Raw genomic sequence first — 17,430 nt, forward strand, 5'->3', positions numbered from 1 at the left:
CCCGAGGCCCAGGTGGCTTCGAGCAGCACGTCGACGAAGGGCTCGTTGACCGGCCGGTCGCTCGCGAGTTGCAGGAAATAGCCGCCGCTCGGGCGGCGTTGCAGGGTGATGTTGACGCCGCCCAGCGCGGGGCTGAATTCCAGCCCGGCGTTCTTGAACGCCTGCGGCGCGGCGATGTTCGCCTTCAGCGAGGAGATCTCTTCCGGGGTGATCTCCGGAACGTCGATCTCGGCGCGCAGCGGTTCGCCCAGCGCCGATTGCACCTGCACGCGGCCAAGCGCGAGCGCCAATGCATCCGGGGAAGCCAAGCCGAACGTGACCGCTGCCGCCAGGGCCAGCGTAGACAGCCGAAGCTTCGGAAGACTCATCTGTTGCGGCGTCCCCACTGCTCGTTTGAGAGGCAGTCTTGTTCTCTTCATGCGGCCCATTGCCTGAGGCTTAAATCGAAAAAGGACCATAACAGCAACGTCTTAGACTGACAAGCTGAGACACCGCTTAACGTCTGTGGAACGCTTGCACACAGCTTGATGCCGACGTCCTTGTTGTCCCGCGACAACGAGGTGTAACGCGGCGCTACAACCGCGGATGTCAAGAAAAAAGCGCCGCTGGGGCGGCGCCCGGCAGGTCGTCAGGCGTCCAGCAGGATCCGCAACATGCGGCGCAGCGGCTCGGCCGCGCCCCACAGCAGCTGGTCGCCGATGGTGAAGGCGCCGACATACTCGGGACCCATCGCCAGCTTGCGGATGCGGCCCACGGGGATGTCCAGCGTGCCGGTCACGGCCACCGGAGTCAGGCCCTGCAGCGTGGCTTCGCGGGTGTTGGGGACCACTTTCGCCCAGGGGTTGTCGGCCGCGATCATCGCTTCGAGGTCCGCCACCGGCACGTCCTTCTTCAGCTTGAAGGTGAGCGCCTGCGAATGGCAGCGCATCGCGCCCACGCGCACGCAGAAGCCGTCCACCGGGGTGCCGGGAGTGCCGAAGCCCTCGCCCTGGCCCAGGATCTTGTTGGTCTCGGCGCCGGCCTTCCACTCCTCGCGCGAGGTGCCGTTGCCCAGGTCCTTGTCGATCCAGGGGATCAGCGAGCCGCCCAGCGGCACGCCGAAGTTGGCGGTCTCGTCGCCGGACATGGACTGCTGGCGCGCCAGCACCTTGCGGTCGATCTCCAGGATCGCGGACTTGGGATCGTCGAGCAGTGCGCGCACTTCGGCATTCAGCGTGCCGAACTGGGTGAGCAGTTCGCGCATGTGCTGGGCGCCGCCGCCGGACGCGGCCTGGTAGGTCATGCTGGTCATCCACTCGACCAGGCCGGCCTTGTACAGCGCGCCCACGCCCATCAGCATGCAGCTCACGGTGCAGTTGCCGCCGATCCAGTTGCGGCCGCCCTTGCCCAGGGCGTTCCTGATCACGGGCAGGTTGACGGGGTCCAGGATGATGACCGCGTCGTCCTTCATGCGCAGGGTGGAGGCCGCGTCGATCCAGTGGCCGTTCCAGCCCGCCGCGCGCAGCTTGGGGAAGACCTCGGTGGTGTAGTCGCCGCCCTGGGCGGTGATGACGATGTCGCACTTCTTCAGCGCGTCGATGTCGAAGGCGTCCTTGAGCGTCTTCTCGTTCTTCGCCTGCGCCGGGGCCTTGCCGCCGGCGTTGGAGGTGGAGAAGAACACCGGCTCGATGAGGCCGAAGTCGCCTTCGGCCTGCATGCGGTCCATCAGGACCGAGCCGACCATGCCGCGCCAGCCGACGAGGCCGACCAGCGGTTGTTGTCCGTTCGTGAGTTTCATCGGTGCGCGCCTTTCAGTTTGAATCTGGTCCCCCGGCTCGTCTGGGCCGGGGGAGGGCGCGACGAACCGGAGCTTGCTAGCTCTTGGTAATCGTCTTCTTGGTGATGGCAGCCACGACCGCGTCGCCCATTTCGCGGGTGCCGACCTTGCGGGTGCCATCAGAAAAGATGTCCGCCGTCCGCAGGCCCTGCGACAGCACGTCCTTCACCGCGGACTCGATCCGGTCGGCGGCCTGGGGCTGGTTGAGGGAGTAGCGGAGCATCATGGCGGCAGACAGGATTGTAGCCAAAGGATTAGCAAGCCCCTTGCCGGCGATGTCGGGGGCGCTGCCGTGGGACGGCTCGTACAGGCCCTGGCTGGACGCGTTCATGCTGCCGGAGGGCAGCATGCCGATCGATCCGGTGAGCATCGCGGCTTCGTCGGAGAGGATGTCGCCGAACATGTTGCCGGTGACCACCACGTCGAAGGACTTGGGCTGCTTCACCAGCTGCATCGCGGCATTGTCCACGTACATGTGGTCCAGCTTCACGTCGGGGTACTGCTGGCCCACCTCGCTGACGACGTCCTTCCAGAACTGGAAGGTCTCCAGCACGTTCGCCTTGTCGACGCTCGTGACCTTCTTGCTGCGCTTGCGCGCGGCCTGGAAGGCGACGTGCGCGATGCGCTCGATCTCCGGGCGCGTGTAGCGCATCGTGTCGAACGCTTCCTCGGCGCCGGGGAAGTTGCCGTCCGGGGAGGTGCGGCGGCCGCGGGGCTGGCCGAAATAGATGTCGCCGGTGAGCTCGCGGATGATCAGGATGTCCAGGCCCGCCACCAGTTCCGGCTTCAGGCTGGAAGCGTGCGTGAGCTGCTCGTAGCAGATCGCCGGGCGGAAGTTCGCGAACAGGCCCAGGTTCTTGCGCAGGCCCAGGATGGCCTGCTCGGGGCGGAACTGGCGCTCCAGCTTGTCGTACTTCCAGTCGCCCACGGCGCCGAACAGCACGGCGTCGGCCGCCTTGGCGAGCTTCAGCGTGGCCTCGGGCAGCGGGTGGCCGTGCCTGTCGTAAGCCATGCCGCCGACATCGGCGAATTCCAGCTCGAACTTCAGGTCGAGGACCTTCAGGACCTTGACGGCTTCGTCGACGATCTCGGTGCCGATGCCGTCACCGGGGAGGACTGCGATTTTCATGGGGAGCTTCTTCTTATCCGTGGAGGGTGTGGGTCAGCCACGGCTTGGTGGCCAGGCGCTCGGCTTCGTAGGCCTTGATCTTGTCGGCCTGGCGCAGCGTGAGGCCGATGTCGTCGAAGCCGTTCAGCAGGCAGTAGCGGCGGAAGGCCTGCACGTCGAACGGGATCTCCTCGCCCTGCGGCTTGACGATCACCTGGCGCTCGAGGTCCACCGTGAGCTCGTAGCCGGGGAAGGCGGCGACTTCGTCGAACAGCTTCGCCACGGTCTGCTCCGGCAGCGCGATCGGCAGCAGGCCGTTCTTGAAGCAGTTGTTGAAGAAGATGTCGGCGAACGACGGGGCGATCAGGGCGCGGAAGCCGTACTGCTGGATCGCCCATGGCGCGTGTTCGCGCGAGGAGCCGCAGCCGAAGTTCTTGCGCGCGATCAGCACCGAGGCGTTCCTGTAGCGCGGCTGGTTCAGCACGAAGTCGGGATTCGGCTTGCGGGTGGCCGGATCGGAGTCGGCTTCGCCGTGGTCCAGGAAGCGCAACTCGTCGAACAGGTTGTCGCCGAAGCCGGACTTGGTGATCCGCTTGAGGAACTGCTTGGGGATGATCGCGTCGGTGTCGACGTTCTCGCGGTCGATGGGCGCGACGAGGCCCTTGTGGACGACGAATTTTTCCATTACTTCTTCGCCTTCTCTTCGATCTTGTCGCCGACCTTCTGCACGTCCTGGCCGAAGCCGCGCATCGTGTTGCAGCCGGCCAGCAGCAGGGCAAAGGCGACCAGGGTGGCGGTGGTGATGGCTTTCATGGGTTTCTCCTCAGGCGAACTGCCGGACGTCGACGAAATGGCCATGGACCGCGGCGGCGGCCGCCATGGCGGGGCTCACGAGATGCGTGCGGCCGCCGGCACCCTGGCGGCCCTCGAAATTGCGGTTGCTGGTGGAGGCGCAGCGCTCGCCCGGGTCCAGCCGGTCGGCGTTCATCGCCAGGCACATCGAGCAGCCCGGCTCGCGCCATTCGAAGCCCGCGGCCTTGAAGATCTGGTCGAGGCCTTCGCGCTCGGCCTGTTCCTTCACCAGGCCCGAGCCCGGCACCACGAGGGCGGCCTTGATGTTGGGCGCGACCTTGCGCCCCAGCTTCTTCACCACGGCGGCGGCTTCGCGCATGTCCTCGATGCGGCTGTTGGTGCAGGAGCCGATGAACACCTTGTCGACGTAGATGTCGTCCATCGGCTTGCCGGGTTGCAGGCCCATGTAGCTCAGCGCGCGCTCGATCGCGTTGCGCTTGTTGGCGTCCTTCTCCTTGTCGGGATCCGGCACGCGGCCGTCGATGGTGGTGACCATCTCCGGCGAGGTGCCCCAGGTCACCTGCGGCACGATCTGCGCGGCATCGAGTTCGACCACGGTGTCGAACTTCGCATCGGCGTCGGAGAAGAGCGTGCGCCAGTAGGTCACGGCCTGCTCCCACTCCACTCCCTGCGGCGCGAGCGGACGGCCCTTCACGTACTCGGCGGTCTTCTCGTCGGGCGCGACCATGCCCGCGCGCGCGCCGGCCTCGATCGCCATGTTGCACACCGTCATGCGGCCTTCCATCGTCAGGCCGCGGATCGCGGAGCCGGCGAACTCGATGGTGTAGCCGGTGCCGCCGGCGGTGCCGATCCTGCCGATGATGGCCAGCACGACGTCCTTGGCGGTCACGCCGGGAGCGAGCCTGCCCTCGACCTTCACCAGCATGTTCTTCGCCTTCCTGGCGAGCAGGGTCTGCGTGGCCAGCACGTGCTCGACTTCCGAGGTGCCGATGCCGTGCGCCAGCGCGCCGAAGGCGCCGTGCGTGGAGGTGTGCGAGTCGCCGCAGACGACCGTCATGCCGGGCAGCGTCGCGCCGGACTCCGGGCCGATCACGTGCACGATGCCCTGGCGCTTGGACAGGAAGGGGAAATAGGCCGCCGCGCCGAATTCGCCGATGTTCTTGTCCAGCGTGGTGACCTGCTGCTTGGAGATCGGGTCGTCGATGCCGTCGTAGCCGCGCTCCCAGCCGGTGGTGGGCGTGTTGTGGTCGGCGGTGGCGACCACCGAGCTGATGCGCCACACCTTGCGGCCCGCTTCGCGCAGGCCCTCGAACGCCTGCGGGCTGGTCACTTCGTGCACCAGGTGGCGGTCGATGTAGAGGATGGAGGTGCCGTCTTCCTCGGTGTGGATGACGTGCTCGTCCCAGATCTTGTCGTAAAGCGTGCGTCCCATGGGAGATTCCTTTGGTGAAATTCTATGCGGCGAGGAGTTCGCCCTTTTCGGCGCGCTCCCGCAGGTGGTCGACCAGCAGGCGGGCGGTGAGCGGCAGCGTGGAGAAATCGCGCGCGACGAGGCGGATGTCGCGCGTCGCCCAGGCGTCGGTGAGGCGCACGCACTCCAGGTCGCCCACGCCGTGCATCAGCGTGAAGGCGCGGCGCGGCATCACGCCGACCCCCAGGCCGTTGTGGATCATGCGGCACATCGCGTCGAGGCCGGTGACGTGGATGCGCAGGCGGATGCTGCGCCCCGCGGCGGCTGCGGCTTCACGCATCGCGAGGTAGATGGAACTGTTGGAGTGCAGGCCGACGTGGTCGAACTCCAGCGTGTCCTCGAAGGCCACGGCCTCCTGCTTCGCCAGTGCGTGGCCGCGCGGCACGATCAGCACCAGCTCGTCGTGCCGGTAGGCAAGGGTCTGCAGTTCGTGGCCGCCGGCGGAGGACACGTTGCAGATCCCGAGGTCGGCCGCGCCTTCCTGCACGGCGCGCAGCACCTCGGTGGACAGGTGTTCCTCCAGGTCGATCTTCACCTGCGGGTGGTCCTGGCTGAAGGCGCCCAGGTCTTCCGGCAGGAACTGCACGATGGCGGAGATGTTCGCGTGGATGCGCACGTGGCCACGCACGCCGTCGGCGTACTCGGAGAGTTCCGCCTGCATCTTCTCCAGGCTGAACAGGACGGAGCGCGCGTGGTGCAGCAGGCTCTCGCCGGCGGGCGTGAGGTTCACGCCGCGCGTGTGGCGATACAGCAGGGGGGTTTCGAGCGTCGCCTCCAGGTCCGACAGCCGCTTGCTCACCGCGGATGCCGCGATGAACTCGCGTTCGGCGGCGCGGCCGATCGAACCCAGCTCGCAGACAGCCACGAACAGCTGCAGCGAGGTGAGGTCGATCCGGCGGGCGAAGGAACGTTCGGAGGGGCGCATGGGGCACAGGGCATCGCATCCCGCGATGACTTGGGCCCATTTTCCCTCAATGCGGGGTTTGCCGTCATCGCGATCGGCGATGCCCGCTTTCGTCGTTCCCGCGAAGGCGGGAATCCAGGGCATTCAAGGAAAAGCCGCCCGCGGGCGGCTTCCTGGATGCTCTGGGTCCCCGCCTGCGCGGGGATGACGTCAGTCCCGCGCCGCCAGCCAGCGGTTGGTGCGCAGCGCCAGCAGCGTGCAGAGCGCGCCGGACAGCAGGTACAGGCTCACCGCCACCAGCCCGTATTGCGCCGACAGGTACAGCGCCACCAGCGGGGCGAAGGCCGCGCCGATGAGCCAGGCGAGGTCGGTGGTCAGGGCCGAGCCGGTGTAGCGGAAGGCCGGCAGGAAGTTGGAGGCCATCGTTCCGGCGGACTGGCCGTAGGACAGGCCCAGGAGCACGAAGCCCGCCAGGATGAAGGCGTCCTGCCCGAGGTCGCCGCCGCCCAGGAGCCAGGGCGCGCCGAGGCTGAAGATGCCGATGGCGGTGGCGAGGGCGCCCAGGGTGTTGCGGCGGCCGATGCGGTCGGCGATCCAGCCCGAGACGGGCACGGCGACGATGGCCAGCAGGCCGCCCGCGAGCTCCACCCTCAGGAACTGGCCGATCTCCTGCTGCGAGTACAGGTTCACCCAGGACAGCGGGAACACCGTGACCAGGTGGAACAGCGCATAGGAGGCCAGCGCCGCGAAGGCGCCGATCACCACGTTGTGGCCTTGCTGCGTGAACAGTTCGCGCACGTCGCAGGGCTCCAGCTCGTTCGCCTCGAGTTCGCGCTCGTATTCGTGCGTCACCACCAGGCGCAGGCGGGCGAACAGCGCCACCACGTTGATCGCGAAGGCGGCGAAGAAGGGGAAGCGCCAGCCCCAGGCCACGAAGTCGGCGCTGGAGAGGTTGCCCCACAGATAGGCGAACAGGCCGCAGGCGACCAGGAAGCCGATCGGCGCGCCCAGCTGGCCCAGCATGGCGTACCAGCCGCGGCGACGCGGCGGCGCGTTCAGCGCCAGCAGGGAGGGCAGGCCGTCCCAGGAGCCGCCGAGGGCCAGGCCCTGGCCGACGCGGCACAGGGCGAGCAGGGCGATCGCCACGAAGCCGGCGCTGGCGTATCCGGGCAGCAGCGCGATCGTCACGGTGGAACTTCCGAGCAGGAACAGCGACGCGGTCAGCTTGACCCCGCGGCCGAAGCGGCGCTGCACCGCCATGCCCAGGAGCGTGCCCACCGGCCGGACCACGAAGGCCAGGGCCAGCAGGGCGAAGGCGTACAGCGTGCCGTCGAGGCGGGAGGCGTTGGGGAAGAAGACCGCCGGGAACACCAGCACCGAGGCGATGGCGAAGACGAAGAAGTCGAAATACTCCGAGGCCCGGCCGATCACCACGCCGACGGCGATGTCGCCGGGGGCGATGCGCGCTGCTTCGGGAGAGTTGGCTGGGTTGGCGCCGTGGGCGCCGGTCAGGGGGGAGGACAGGGGGTTCAGGGAGGCGGTGGCTGCGTGGGACATCGGACTTCGGGAGCGGGAACGGGGAACCTGCGGGGGAGGGTGGGACAAAATGTCCAATGTTTGACCTGCCTCAATAAGGATACATTCGCGCTCGAAACGCAATCCGCGTTTACCCCAGCGTGTTGTCATCCTGATGCCATTCCCTGCCTTCCGCCATCCGCTCGCCCGCCTGGGCGCACTCGCGGCCCTGGCCCTCCCGCTTTCCGGCTGCAACTGGATCGTCATGAAGCCGCACGGCGACATCGCCGTGCAGCAGGCCGACCTGATCGTCACCTCCACCCTGCTGATGCTGCTGATCATCGTCCCGGTGATCGCGCTGACGCTGTTCTTCGCGTGGAAATACCGCCAGTCCAACACCGAGGCGACCTACACGCCCGACTGGGACCACTCCACGCGGCTGGAACTGGTGATCTGGGGTGCGCCGCTGCTGATCATCATCGCGCTGGGCGCGATCACCTGGATCTCCACCCACAAGCTGGATCCCTACCGGCCCCTGGACCGCATCGACGCCCAGCGCGCCGTGCCCGCGGGCCCGAAACCGCTGGTGGTGAACGTGGTCGCCATGGACTGGAAGTGGCTGTTCCTGTACCCCGAGCAGGGCATCGCCACCGTCAACGAACTGGCCGTGCCGGTGGACAGGCCGGTCGAATTCCGCATGACCGCCTCCACGGTGATGAACACCTTCTACGTACCGGCGATGGCGGGCATGGTGTACGCGATGCCGGGCATGCAGACCGAATTGAACGCGGTGATGAACCGCATCGGCACCTACGAAGGCCTGTCGGCCAACTACAGCGGCGAGGGCTTCTCGGGCATGCGCTTCAAGACGCTGAGCCTGTCGGATGCCGATTTCGCGGGCTGGGTCGAGGGCAACCGCAAGGGCGGCGAGGCGCTGACCCGCGCCACGTACCTGCAACTGGAGAAGCCTTCGCACAAGGATCCGGTGCGCCGCTACGCGAAGGTCGACGAGGGCCTGTACCAGGCGATCCTCAATCGCTGCGTCGACGGCAAGAAGATGTGCATGAACGACATGATGGCCATCGACGCCGCCGGCGGCGGCGGCAAGGGCAACGTGGGCGGCGTGCACCGCGAGTCCACCGCCCGCGGCGAGCGCACGGTCGTGGCCGCCTTCTGCACGCCCGACAACCCCCTGGGCCTGCCGACCACCTCCCCGTCCGCCCTCGCATCGCAGTAAGAACATGACATTGACGGAACTGATCTTCGGCCGCCTCGGCTGGGCGTCCATCCCCTTCCACGAGCCGATCCTGATCGCGACCTTCGCCGGCGTGGTGCTGGGCGGCCTCGTGGTCCTCTTCGGCCTCACGAAGTACCGCCTCTGGGGTCCCCTGTGGCGCGACTGGATCTGCAGCATCGACCACAAGAAGATCGGCATCATGTACATGGTGCTGGGCATCGTGATGCTGCTGCGCGGCTTCGCCGACGCGGTCATGATGCGGATGCACCAGGCCATGGCCTTCGGCGACAACGCCGGCTTCCTGCCGCCGCACCACTACGACCAGATCTTCACGGCGCACGGCGTCATCATGATCTTCTTCGTGGCCATGCCGCTGGTCACGGGCCTCATGAACTACCTCGTGCCGCTGCAGATCGGCGCGCGCGACGTCGCCTTCCCCTTCCTGAACAACTTCAGCTTCTGGATGACCACCGGCGGCGCCGTGCTGGTGATGATGTCGCTGTTCATCGGCGAGTTCGCCACCACCGGCTGGCTGGCCTATCCGCCGCTCTCGGGGATCCTCGCGAGTCCGGGAGTCGGGGTCGACTACTACATCTGGGCCCTGCAGGTCGCGGGCGTGGGCACGACGCTCTCCGGCATCAACCTGATCGTGACCATCGTCAAGATGCGCGCGCCCGGCATGAAGATGATGAAGATGCCGGTGTTCACGTGGACCTCGCTGTGCACGAACGCGCTGATCGTCGCCACCTTCCCGATCCTCACGCTGACGCTGGTGCTGCTCTCGCTGGACCGCTACGCCGGCACCAACTTCTTCACCAACGAGCTCGGTGGCAACCCGATGCTCTACGTGAACCTGATCTGGATCTGGGGCCACCCCGAGGTCTACATCCTGGTGCTGCCGGTGTTCGGCGTGTTCTCGGAGGTGGTCGCCACCTTCAGCCGCAAGCGCCTGTTCGGCTACGCCTCCATGGTGTACGCCACGGTGGTGATCACGATCCTGTCCTACCTGGTGTGGCTGCACCACTTCTTCACCATGGGCTCGGGCGCGAGCGTGAACTCGTTCTTCGGGATCACGACCATGATCATCTCGATCCCGACCGGGGCGAAGATCTTCAACTGGCTGTTCACCATGTACCGCGGCCGCATCCGCTTCGAGGTGCCGATGCTGTGGACGGTGGGCTTCATGATCACCTTCGTGATCGGCGGCATGACCGGCGTGCTGCTGGCGGTGCCGGCGGCCGACTTCGTGCTGCACAACAGCCTGTTCCTGATCGCGCACTTCCACAACGTGATCATCGGCGGCGTGGTGTTCGGCATCTTCGCCGGCATCAACTACTGGTTCCCGAAAGCCTTCGGCTACAAGCTCGACGACTTCTGGGGCCGCGTCTCCTTCTGGTTCTGGCTGGTCGGCTTCTGGGTCGCGTTCACCCCGCTGTACGTCCTGGGCTTCATGGGCGTGACGCGCCGCGTGAGCCACTTCGAGGATCCGTCGCTGCAGATCTGGTTCCAGATCGCCGCCGTGGGCGCGGGCCTGGTGGCGATCGGCATCGCGGCCTTCCTGGTGCAGCTGGTGGTGAGCTACCTCAAGCGCGAGCAGCTGCGCGACGTGACGGGCGACCCGTGGGGCGCGCGCACGCTGGAGTGGTCCACCGCCTCGCCGCCGCCCGACTACAACTTCGCCTTCACGCCGGTGGTGCACGACACCGACGCCTGGCACGACATGAAGCAGCGCGGTGCCCGGCGCCCGACCGCCGGCTTCAAGCCGATCCACATGCCGAAGAACACGGGAGCCGGCTTCATCATCGCGATGATCGCCACGGCGATGGGCTTCGCGCTCGTGTGGCACATGTGGCTGGTGGCCGGCATCGCGTTCGCGGTGATGATCGCCGCCGCCGTGATCCACACCTTCAATTACGACCGCGACTTCCACATCGAGGCCGATGAAGTGACGCGCAGCGAGGACGCGCGCACCCGCGCCCTGGCGGCGGCCTGAGGAAACAATATGTCCACTGCCACGATGACCGCGACCGGCGCCGCGCCGGTGTTCTACGACGACGGCAGCCACCATCCGCAGCAGGGCACCCTGCTGGGCTTCTGGCTGTACCTCATGAGCGACTGCCTGCTGTTCGCGGTGCTGTTCGCCACCTACGCCGTGCTGGGCGGCAGCTATGCCGCCGGCCCTTCGGGCGCCGACCTGTTCGACCTGAAGCTGGTGGCGGTGAACACGGGCCTGCTGCTGTTCTCGTCGATCACCTACGGATTCGCCATGGTCGGCATGCAGCACGGCCGCAAGACGCACCTGCTCGCCTGGCTGGCGATCACCGGCCTGCTGGGGCTGGGCTTCCTGGGCATCGAGCTCTACGAATTCGCGCACCTGATCCACGAAGGTGCCGGCCCGCAGCGCAGCGCCTTCCTTTCCAGCTTCTTCGCGCTGGTGGGCACGCACGGCCTGCACGTCGCCTTCGGCACGCTGTGGCTCGGCGTGCTGATGCTGCAAGTGCGCAAGCTGGGACTCACGCACGAGAACAAGCGCCGCCTCATCTGCCTGTCGATGTTCTGGCACTTCCTGGACGTCGTCTGGATCGGCGTCTTCACCTTCGTCTACCTGATCGGGACCCTGCGATGAGCACCCACGATTCCCACGCCGAAGCGCACCACGACGACCTCGGCTACCACGCGACGGTCAAGGGCTACGCCATCGGATTCGTGCTGTCGGTCGTGCTGACGGCGATCCCGTTCTGGCTGGTGATGACGGGTGCGTTGCCGAAGCAGGCCACCACGTTCATCATCGTGGCCTTCGCCGCGGTGCAGATGGTCGTGCACATGATCTACTTCCTGCACATGAACGCCAAGGCGGAAGGCGGCTGGTCGCTGCTGGCGCTGGTGTTCACCGCGGCGCTGGTGGTCATCATGCTGGCCGGCTCGATCTGGGTCATGTACCACATGAACACGAACATGATGCCGGTGGACGCCCACCAGATGCGCAACATGCCTTGACGGCCATGGATCCGGTGCAAAGCCCGCGACGGCGGGGGCTGATCGCGGTGATGCTCGCCGCCTTCGTCCTCGCCTGCGCGGGCTTCGTCGCATTGGGACTCTGGCAGGTCGAGCGCCTGGGCTGGAAGGAAGCGCTGATCGCGCGCGTGGAGCGCAACGTGAACGCGGCGCCGGCGCCGCTGCCGGTGCCCTCGCAGTGGCCCGCGCTCACGAAGGAGGACGAGTACCGGCGCCTGCAGGCCAGCGGCCGCTATGACTTCGACCGCGAAGTCCTCGTCGCCGCCAATACCGAACTCGGCGCCGGCTTCTGGGTGCTCACGCCACTGCGCACGCGCGAGGGTCCGTGGGTGCTCGTCAACCGCGGCTTCGTCCCGCCGGAGCTGCGCACGCAGGTGCCGCGCGGCGTGCCGGAGCAGTCGGTCACGGGCTTGCTCCGGTTCACGGAGCCGGGCGGCCGGCCGCTGCAGAAAAACGATCCGGCCGCGGGCCGCTGGTATTCGCGGGACGTCGCTGCCATCGCCGCGAAGCAGGGGCTGCAGGGCCCGGTCACTCCCTTCTTCCTCGATGCCCGCGCGGAGCCGGGCGCCCGCGACTGGCCGCGCGCCGGCCTCACCGTGCTGCAGTTCCGCAACCATCACCTCGTGTACGCGCTCACTTGGTTCGCGCTGGCCGCGATAATGGCCGCCGCCATCGCCTACCTGCTGCTGGACGCCCGGCGCGCCCGCCGGCTCGCGAGGGACCCATCCCGTTGCTGACGCAAGCTCCCGATTCCACCCTCCTGCGCGCCGAGGCGGGCACGGCGCCCGATCGCCTGGCCCACCGGCGCAACCTGATGCACCTGGTGGAGCTGCGCTGGATCGCGGTGGCCGGCCAACTGCTGACGATCCTCGCGGTGCAGTACCTGCTGGCCGTGCCGCTGCCGCTGCGCGAGATGCTGACGCTGCTGGCGGTGCTGGCCCTGTTCAACCTGGCGAGCTGGTTGCGCACGCGGCTGGCGCTGCCGGTGGTGAATGCCGAATTGCTGGGCGGCATGCTGGTCGACGTTGCCGTGCTCGCGGGCCAGCTCTATTACTCGGGCGGCGTCACCAATCCCTTCATCTTCCTGTTCCTGCTGCAGGTGGCGGTGGCCACGATCCTGCTGCGGCGTCCCTACGTGTGGGCCATGGTGGCCGCCAGCGTGTTCGCGTTCGGCACGCTGACGATGTGGCACTGGCCGCTGGCCCTGTCGGGCCTGCCGACCTCGGACCTGCCGGTGCACTACGTGGGCGGACTGCTGCTGTGCTTCGTGCTGAACGCGGCGCTGCTGGTGATCTACGTCGGACGCATCTCGCGCAACCTGCGCCAGCGCGACGAGGCGCTCGCCAAGCTGCGCCAGCGCGCCGTGGAGGAGGAGCACATCGTCCGCATGGGCCTGCTCGCCTCCGGCGCGGCGCACGAGCTCGGCACGCCGCTGGCGACGCTGGCCGTCATCCTGGGCGACTGGTCGCGCATGGCGCCCTTCGCCGGCGAGCCCGAGCTGCGAGAGGAGATCGAGGAGATGCAGCGCCAGATCGCCCGCTGCAAGGCCATCGTCTCCGGCATCCTCAGCTCCGCCGGCGAGACCCGCGGCGACCACCCCGAGAAGACCACGCTGCACGGCTTCCTGGACGGCACGCTCGCCGAGTGGCAAAGCACGCGCGCCGCGACGCTCGACTACCGGCGCGAGGGCCCCGACCTGCCCATCATCTCCGACACGGCGCTGCGGCAGATGATCGGCAACATCCTCGACAACGCGCTGGAAGCCGCGCCGGGCGCGCCGCTGCGCGTGCGGGCGGAATGGGACGAGGACACCCTGACCCTGCGCGTCCGCGACCGCGGGCCGGGCTTTCCGGACGCCATGCTGGAGCGCCTGGGCACGCCCTACCAATCGAGCAAGGGGGCCCCGGGCCGCGGATTGGGCCTGTTCCTGTCCGTCAATGTCGCGCGGGCGCTGGGGGGACAGGTCGCGGCGCACAATGTGAACGGGGGCGCCGAAGTGACGATCACGCTGCCGCTGGCCGCCCTCACGCCGGAAGAGGAAGACCGCGACGATGGACGCTGAACGGGACCTGCTGGTCGTCGAGGACGACGACGCGTTCGCGCGCACGCTGCAGCGCTCGTTCGAGCGGCGCGGCTACCGCGTGCTGCGCGCCTCCGGCCTCGAGGGCGCGCGCAAGCTGCTGGAGGAGCATGCGCCGGCTTACGCGGTGGTGGACCTGAAGCTCGCCGCCGGCGACTCGGGCCTGGCCTGCGTGCAGCTGCTGCACGAGCACGACCCGGAGATGGTGATCGTGGTGCTGACGGGCTACGCCAGCATCGCCACCGCGGTGGAGGCCATCAAGCTCGGCGCGCGGCACTACCTGGCCAAGCCGGCCAACACCGACGACATCGAAGCCGCTTTCACCCGCTCCGAAGGCGATGCGGAGGTGGAGCTCACCGAACGGCAGACCAGCATCAAGACGCTGGAGTGGGAGCGCATCCACGAGACGCTCGCCGAGACCGGCTTCAACATCTCCGAGACCGCCCGCCGGCTGGGCATGCACCGGCGCACGCTCGCGCGCAAGCTGGAAAAGCAGCGGGTGAAATGAAGGCGCTCGCGGCGCTGCTGCTGACGCTGGCGGTGGTCGGCGGGGCAGCCGCGCAGGAACGCCGCAATGCCTTCGACGATCCCTTCCTGCCGGTGACCTCCGCGCTCCCCGGCTGCCCGGTGCCGCGCGGGCCCGGCTTCACCGAGGACGAAGTGCGCAAGGAAGCACATGTGCGCGCCCAGCACGGCACCAGCTGCTACCGCGCGGGCCGCTGCCGGCTGCCGAACTCCTATCTCTACGACAAGGAGATCGTCCCGCGCGTTCAGCAGTACCTGCGCATGGACGGACGCTTCGACGACACCAGCGTGTGGATCCTCGGCGAGCGCCGGCTGGTCACGCTCATGGGCTGCGTGAGGACGGCGAAGCAGAAGGAGGAGATGGAGAGGGCGGTGCTGCTGGTGGACGACGTGATGGGCGTCGTGAATCACTTGATGGTGGGGACGGGGGAAAAGCCGAAATACGAGGTGGCCAGGTAACTGCTTAGGGTGGGCAAGCTTCGCTTGCCCACCATCGACGGCCGCGCGGCGGGCAAGCGAAGCTTGCCCACCCTACAAACAACGACCAGGCCAACAAAAAGGCCCGCCGAAGCGGGCCTTCCAGGACGCAAAGCCGGATCAGCGCTTGCCGATCGGCTGCACGTCGCGCTTGGTCGCGCCGACGAACAGCTGGCGCGGACGGCCGATCTTGTACTCGGGGTCGGCGATCATCTCGTTGAGCTGGGCGATCCAGCCGACCGTGCGGGCCAGCGCGAAGATCGCGGTGAACAGCGAGACGGGGATGCCGATCGCGCGCTGCACGATGCCGGAGTAGAAGTCGACGTTCGGGTACAGCTTGCGGGAGACGAAGTATTCGTCCTCCAGCGCCACCTTCTCCAGGGCCATGGCCAGCTTGAACAGCGGGTCGTTCTGCAGGCCCAGTTCCTGCAGCACTTCGTGGCAGGTTTCGCGCATCAGCTTGGCGCGCGGGTCGTAGTTCTTGTACACGCGGTGGCCGAAGCCCATCAGCTTGATGCCGCTGTTCTTGTCCTTCACCTTGGCCACGAACTCGCCGATCTTGGCCACGCCGCCCATCTTCTGGATGTCTTCCAGCATGTTGAGCGCCGCCTCGTTGGCGCCGCCGTGGGCCGGGCCCCAGAGGCAGGCCACGCCCGCCGCGATCGCCGCGAACGGGTTGGTGCCGGAGGAGCCGCACAGGCGCACCGTGGAGGTGGAGGCGTTCTGCTCGTGGTCGGCGTGCAGGATGAAGATGCGGTCCATCGCGCGCACCAGCACGTCGTTGGGCTCGTACTCCTCGCAGGGCGTCGCGAACATCATGCGCATGAAGTTCGACGTGTAGTTCAGCGAGTTCTTCGGGTACACGTAGGGCTGGCCGATCGTGTACTTGTACGCCATGGCCACCAGCGTCGGCATCTTCGCGATCAGGCGGATCGCGGAGATCTCGCGGTGCTCGGGATTGTTGATGTCGGTGCTGTCGTGATAGAAGGCCGACAGGGCGCCCACCAGGCCGGTCATCACGGCCATCGGGTGCGCGTCGCGGCGGAAGCCGCGCAGGAAGAACTGCATCTGCTCGTTGACCATCGTGTGGTTGGTCACGCGCGAGACGAAGTCCGTCTTCTGCTGGGGGTTGGGCAGCTCGCCGTACAGCAGCAGGTAGCAGGTCTCGAGGTAGTCGCAGTTGGTGGCCAGCTGCTCGATCGGGTAGCCGCGGTACAGCAGCTCGCCCTTGTCGCCGTCGATGTAGGTGATGGTGGACTGGCACGACGCCGTCGACATGAAGCCGGGGTCGTACGTGAACATGCCGGTCTGGGCATACAGCTTGCGGATGTCGATCACGTCCGGGCCGATGGTCCCGTTGTAGACCGGCATCTCGACGCTGGGGCCGCCGTTGCTGAACGACAGCGTGGCCTTGTTGTCAGCGAGTTTCATAGGTTGTCCTCGAGTGGTATTTCAATGCCCATGTCCCGTGGATGCGGCCTGCGGCGTGCGCAGCATCCCGAGCACTTGTCTCACGTCCGGCCGATCCAGTGCGCCGACCGGATCCTTGCGCCGCAGCAGCAGGTCCAGCAGGTCGTTGTCGGCCAGGTCCATCAACTCCCCGAGCGCGTTCGCCTGGCCTACGGTCAGGGTCGGCGCGTAGCGGTCGAAGAACTTCTCGATGAAGAGATCGTTCTCGAGCAGGCCGCGGCGGCAGCGCCAGCGCAGCTTGCTGAGGGCCCTCTCGTCGAGCAGTGCTTCGTCCATTGTGTCCTATCGGCTCAGACCGCGCGCCGGACCATCAATTCCTTGATCTTGCCGATGGCCATCGTCGGGTTGAGACCCTTCGGGCAGACGTCGACGCAGTTCATGATGGTGTGGCAGCGGAACAGGCGGTACGGGTCTTCCAGGTTGTCCAGCCGGTCGCCGGTGGCCTGGTCGCGGCTGTCGGCGATGAAGCGGTAGGCCTGCAGCAGGCCGGCGGGACCGACGAACTTGTCGGGGTTCCACCAGAAGCTGGGGCAGCTGGTCGAGCAGCTGGCGCACAGGATGCACTCGTACAGGCCGTTGAGCTCCTCGCGCTCCTCGGGCGACTGCAGGCGCTCCTTCTCGGGCGGGATGCTGTCGTTGACGAGGTAGGGCTTGATCGAGTGGTACTGCTTGAAGAACTGCGTCATGTCCACGATCAGGTCGCGGATGACCGGCAGGCCCGGCAGCGGCTTGAGGACGATCGGGTCCTTCAGCGTGAGCAGGTTGGTCAGGCAGGCCAGCCCGTTCTTGCCGTTGATGTTCATGGCGTCCGAGCCGCACACACCCTCGCGGCAGGAACGGCGGAAGGCGATGGTGGGATCCTGGGCCTTGAGCTTCATCAGGGCGTCGAGCAGCATGCGCTCGTTGCCCTCCAGCTCGATCTCCACCGTCTGCATGTACGGCTTGGCGTCCTTGTCCGGGTCGTAGCGGTAGATGTGGAAGGTGCGCTTTTGCATGGTT

Annotated in this window: 19 protein-coding genes; 8 read left to right on the top strand and 11 right to left on the bottom strand. The window is 67.3% G+C overall.

The window, feature by feature from the left end:
* The 8 genes from VF522_RS00125 to VF522_RS00160 form a co-directional block, all read right to left on the bottom strand.
* Positions 1-428 (bottom strand): type IV pilus assembly protein FimV (locus tag VF522_RS00125; RefSeq protein ID WP_414709401.1); only part of this gene is annotated, 428 nt, incomplete at its 3' end.
* Between the two features lie 200 nt (positions 429-628).
* Complete coding sequence (gene asd, locus VF522_RS00130; protein WP_330906159.1) at positions 629-1,777, bottom strand: aspartate-semialdehyde dehydrogenase; 1,149 nt, start codon at positions 1,775-1,777, stop codon at positions 629-631.
* A gap of 76 nt (positions 1,778-1,853) precedes the next feature.
* Entirely contained in the window at positions 1,854-2,945 is a 1,092-nt protein-coding gene (gene leuB / locus VF522_RS00135) for a 3-isopropylmalate dehydrogenase (protein WP_330906160.1), read from the bottom strand.
* 13 nt (positions 2,946-2,958) lie between these two features.
* Positions 2,959-3,609, bottom strand: coding sequence for a 3-isopropylmalate dehydratase small subunit (gene leuD / locus VF522_RS00140; RefSeq protein ID WP_330906161.1), 651 nt, complete (start codon positions 3,607-3,609; stop codon positions 2,959-2,961).
* Positions 3,609-3,737 (bottom strand): entericidin A/B family lipoprotein, encoded by a 129-nt coding sequence (locus VF522_RS00145; protein ID WP_330906162.1) that lies wholly within the window; start codon positions 3,735-3,737, stop codon positions 3,609-3,611. Before VF522_RS00145 ends, leuD begins: the two co-directional genes overlap by 1 nt.
* Positions 3,738-3,747: 10 nt before the next feature.
* Complete coding sequence (leuC, locus tag VF522_RS00150) at positions 3,748-5,169, bottom strand: 3-isopropylmalate dehydratase large subunit (RefSeq protein ID WP_330906163.1); 1,422 nt, start codon at positions 5,167-5,169, stop codon at positions 3,748-3,750.
* A 22-nt stretch (positions 5,170-5,191) separates the two neighbouring features.
* Entirely contained in the window at positions 5,192-6,133 is a 942-nt protein-coding gene (locus VF522_RS00155) for a LysR substrate-binding domain-containing protein (RefSeq protein ID WP_330906164.1), read from the bottom strand.
* A 189-nt stretch (positions 6,134-6,322) separates the two neighbouring features.
* Positions 6,323-7,669, bottom strand: coding sequence for an MFS transporter (locus VF522_RS00160; protein WP_330906165.1), 1,347 nt, complete (start codon positions 7,667-7,669; stop codon positions 6,323-6,325).
* A gap of 133 nt (positions 7,670-7,802) precedes the next feature.
* Here VF522_RS00160 and cyoA point away from each other — a divergent pair, with 133 nt between their 5' ends.
* The 8 genes from cyoA to VF522_RS00200 are packed head-to-tail and all read left to right on the top strand — an operon-like array spanning position 7,803 to position 14,943.
* Positions 7,803-8,864, top strand: coding sequence for a ubiquinol oxidase subunit II (gene cyoA / locus VF522_RS00165; RefSeq protein WP_330906166.1), 1,062 nt, complete (start codon positions 7,803-7,805; stop codon positions 8,862-8,864).
* Positions 8,865-8,868: 4 nt separating this feature from the next.
* On the top strand, positions 8,869-10,857 hold the full coding sequence (gene cyoB, locus VF522_RS00170; protein ID WP_330906167.1) for a cytochrome o ubiquinol oxidase subunit I: 1,989 nt from the start codon (positions 8,869-8,871) through the stop codon (positions 10,855-10,857).
* 9 nt (positions 10,858-10,866) lie between these two features.
* The gene (gene cyoC / locus VF522_RS00175; protein ID WP_330906168.1) at positions 10,867-11,490 is read left to right on the top strand and encodes a cytochrome o ubiquinol oxidase subunit III; all 624 of its coding nucleotides are present in this window, start codon (positions 10,867-10,869) and stop codon (positions 11,488-11,490) included.
* Positions 11,487-11,861 (top strand): cytochrome o ubiquinol oxidase subunit IV, encoded by a 375-nt coding sequence (cyoD, locus tag VF522_RS00180; RefSeq protein ID WP_330906169.1) that lies wholly within the window; start codon positions 11,487-11,489, stop codon positions 11,859-11,861. The genes cyoC and cyoD overlap by 4 nt, the downstream gene beginning before the upstream one ends.
* A gap of 5 nt (positions 11,862-11,866) precedes the next feature.
* Complete coding sequence (locus tag VF522_RS00185) at positions 11,867-12,616, top strand: SURF1 family protein (RefSeq protein ID WP_330906170.1); 750 nt, start codon at positions 11,867-11,869, stop codon at positions 12,614-12,616.
* Entirely contained in the window at positions 12,610-13,941 is a 1,332-nt protein-coding gene (locus tag VF522_RS00190) for an ATP-binding protein (protein ID WP_330906171.1), read from the top strand. Before VF522_RS00185 ends, VF522_RS00190 begins: the two co-directional genes overlap by 7 nt.
* Positions 13,931-14,467, top strand: a complete 537-nt coding sequence (locus VF522_RS00195) for a response regulator transcription factor (protein ID WP_330906172.1) — start codon at positions 13,931-13,933, stop codon at positions 14,465-14,467. The genes VF522_RS00190 and VF522_RS00195 overlap by 11 nt, the downstream gene beginning before the upstream one ends.
* Positions 14,464-14,943, top strand: coding sequence for a BON domain-containing protein (locus tag VF522_RS00200; protein ID WP_330906173.1), 480 nt, complete (start codon positions 14,464-14,466; stop codon positions 14,941-14,943). Before VF522_RS00195 ends, VF522_RS00200 begins: the two co-directional genes overlap by 4 nt.
* A 138-nt stretch (positions 14,944-15,081) precedes the next feature.
* On the opposite strand, the gene gltA is transcribed toward VF522_RS00200, so the two are convergent.
* From gltA to VF522_RS00215, 3 genes are read right to left on the bottom strand one after another with little or no spacing between them, the layout of a single operon-like run.
* A complete protein-coding gene (gltA, locus tag VF522_RS00205) occupies positions 15,082-16,392 on the bottom strand; it encodes a citrate synthase (protein WP_330906174.1) in 1,311 nt (436 codons plus the stop codon).
* Between the two features lie 21 nt (positions 16,393-16,413).
* Positions 16,414-16,707, bottom strand: coding sequence for a succinate dehydrogenase assembly factor 2 (locus tag VF522_RS00210; RefSeq protein ID WP_330906175.1), 294 nt, complete (start codon positions 16,705-16,707; stop codon positions 16,414-16,416).
* Positions 16,708-16,721: 14 nt separating this feature from the next.
* Positions 16,722-17,426 (bottom strand): succinate dehydrogenase iron-sulfur subunit, encoded by a 705-nt coding sequence (locus VF522_RS00215; protein WP_330906176.1) that lies wholly within the window; start codon positions 17,424-17,426, stop codon positions 16,722-16,724.
* Between the last annotated feature and the right edge of the window lie 4 nt (positions 17,427-17,430).

This window comes from Ramlibacter sp., assembly GCF_036383835.1.
Taxonomy (GTDB): domain Bacteria; phylum Pseudomonadota; class Gammaproteobacteria; order Burkholderiales; family Burkholderiaceae_C; genus Ramlibacter.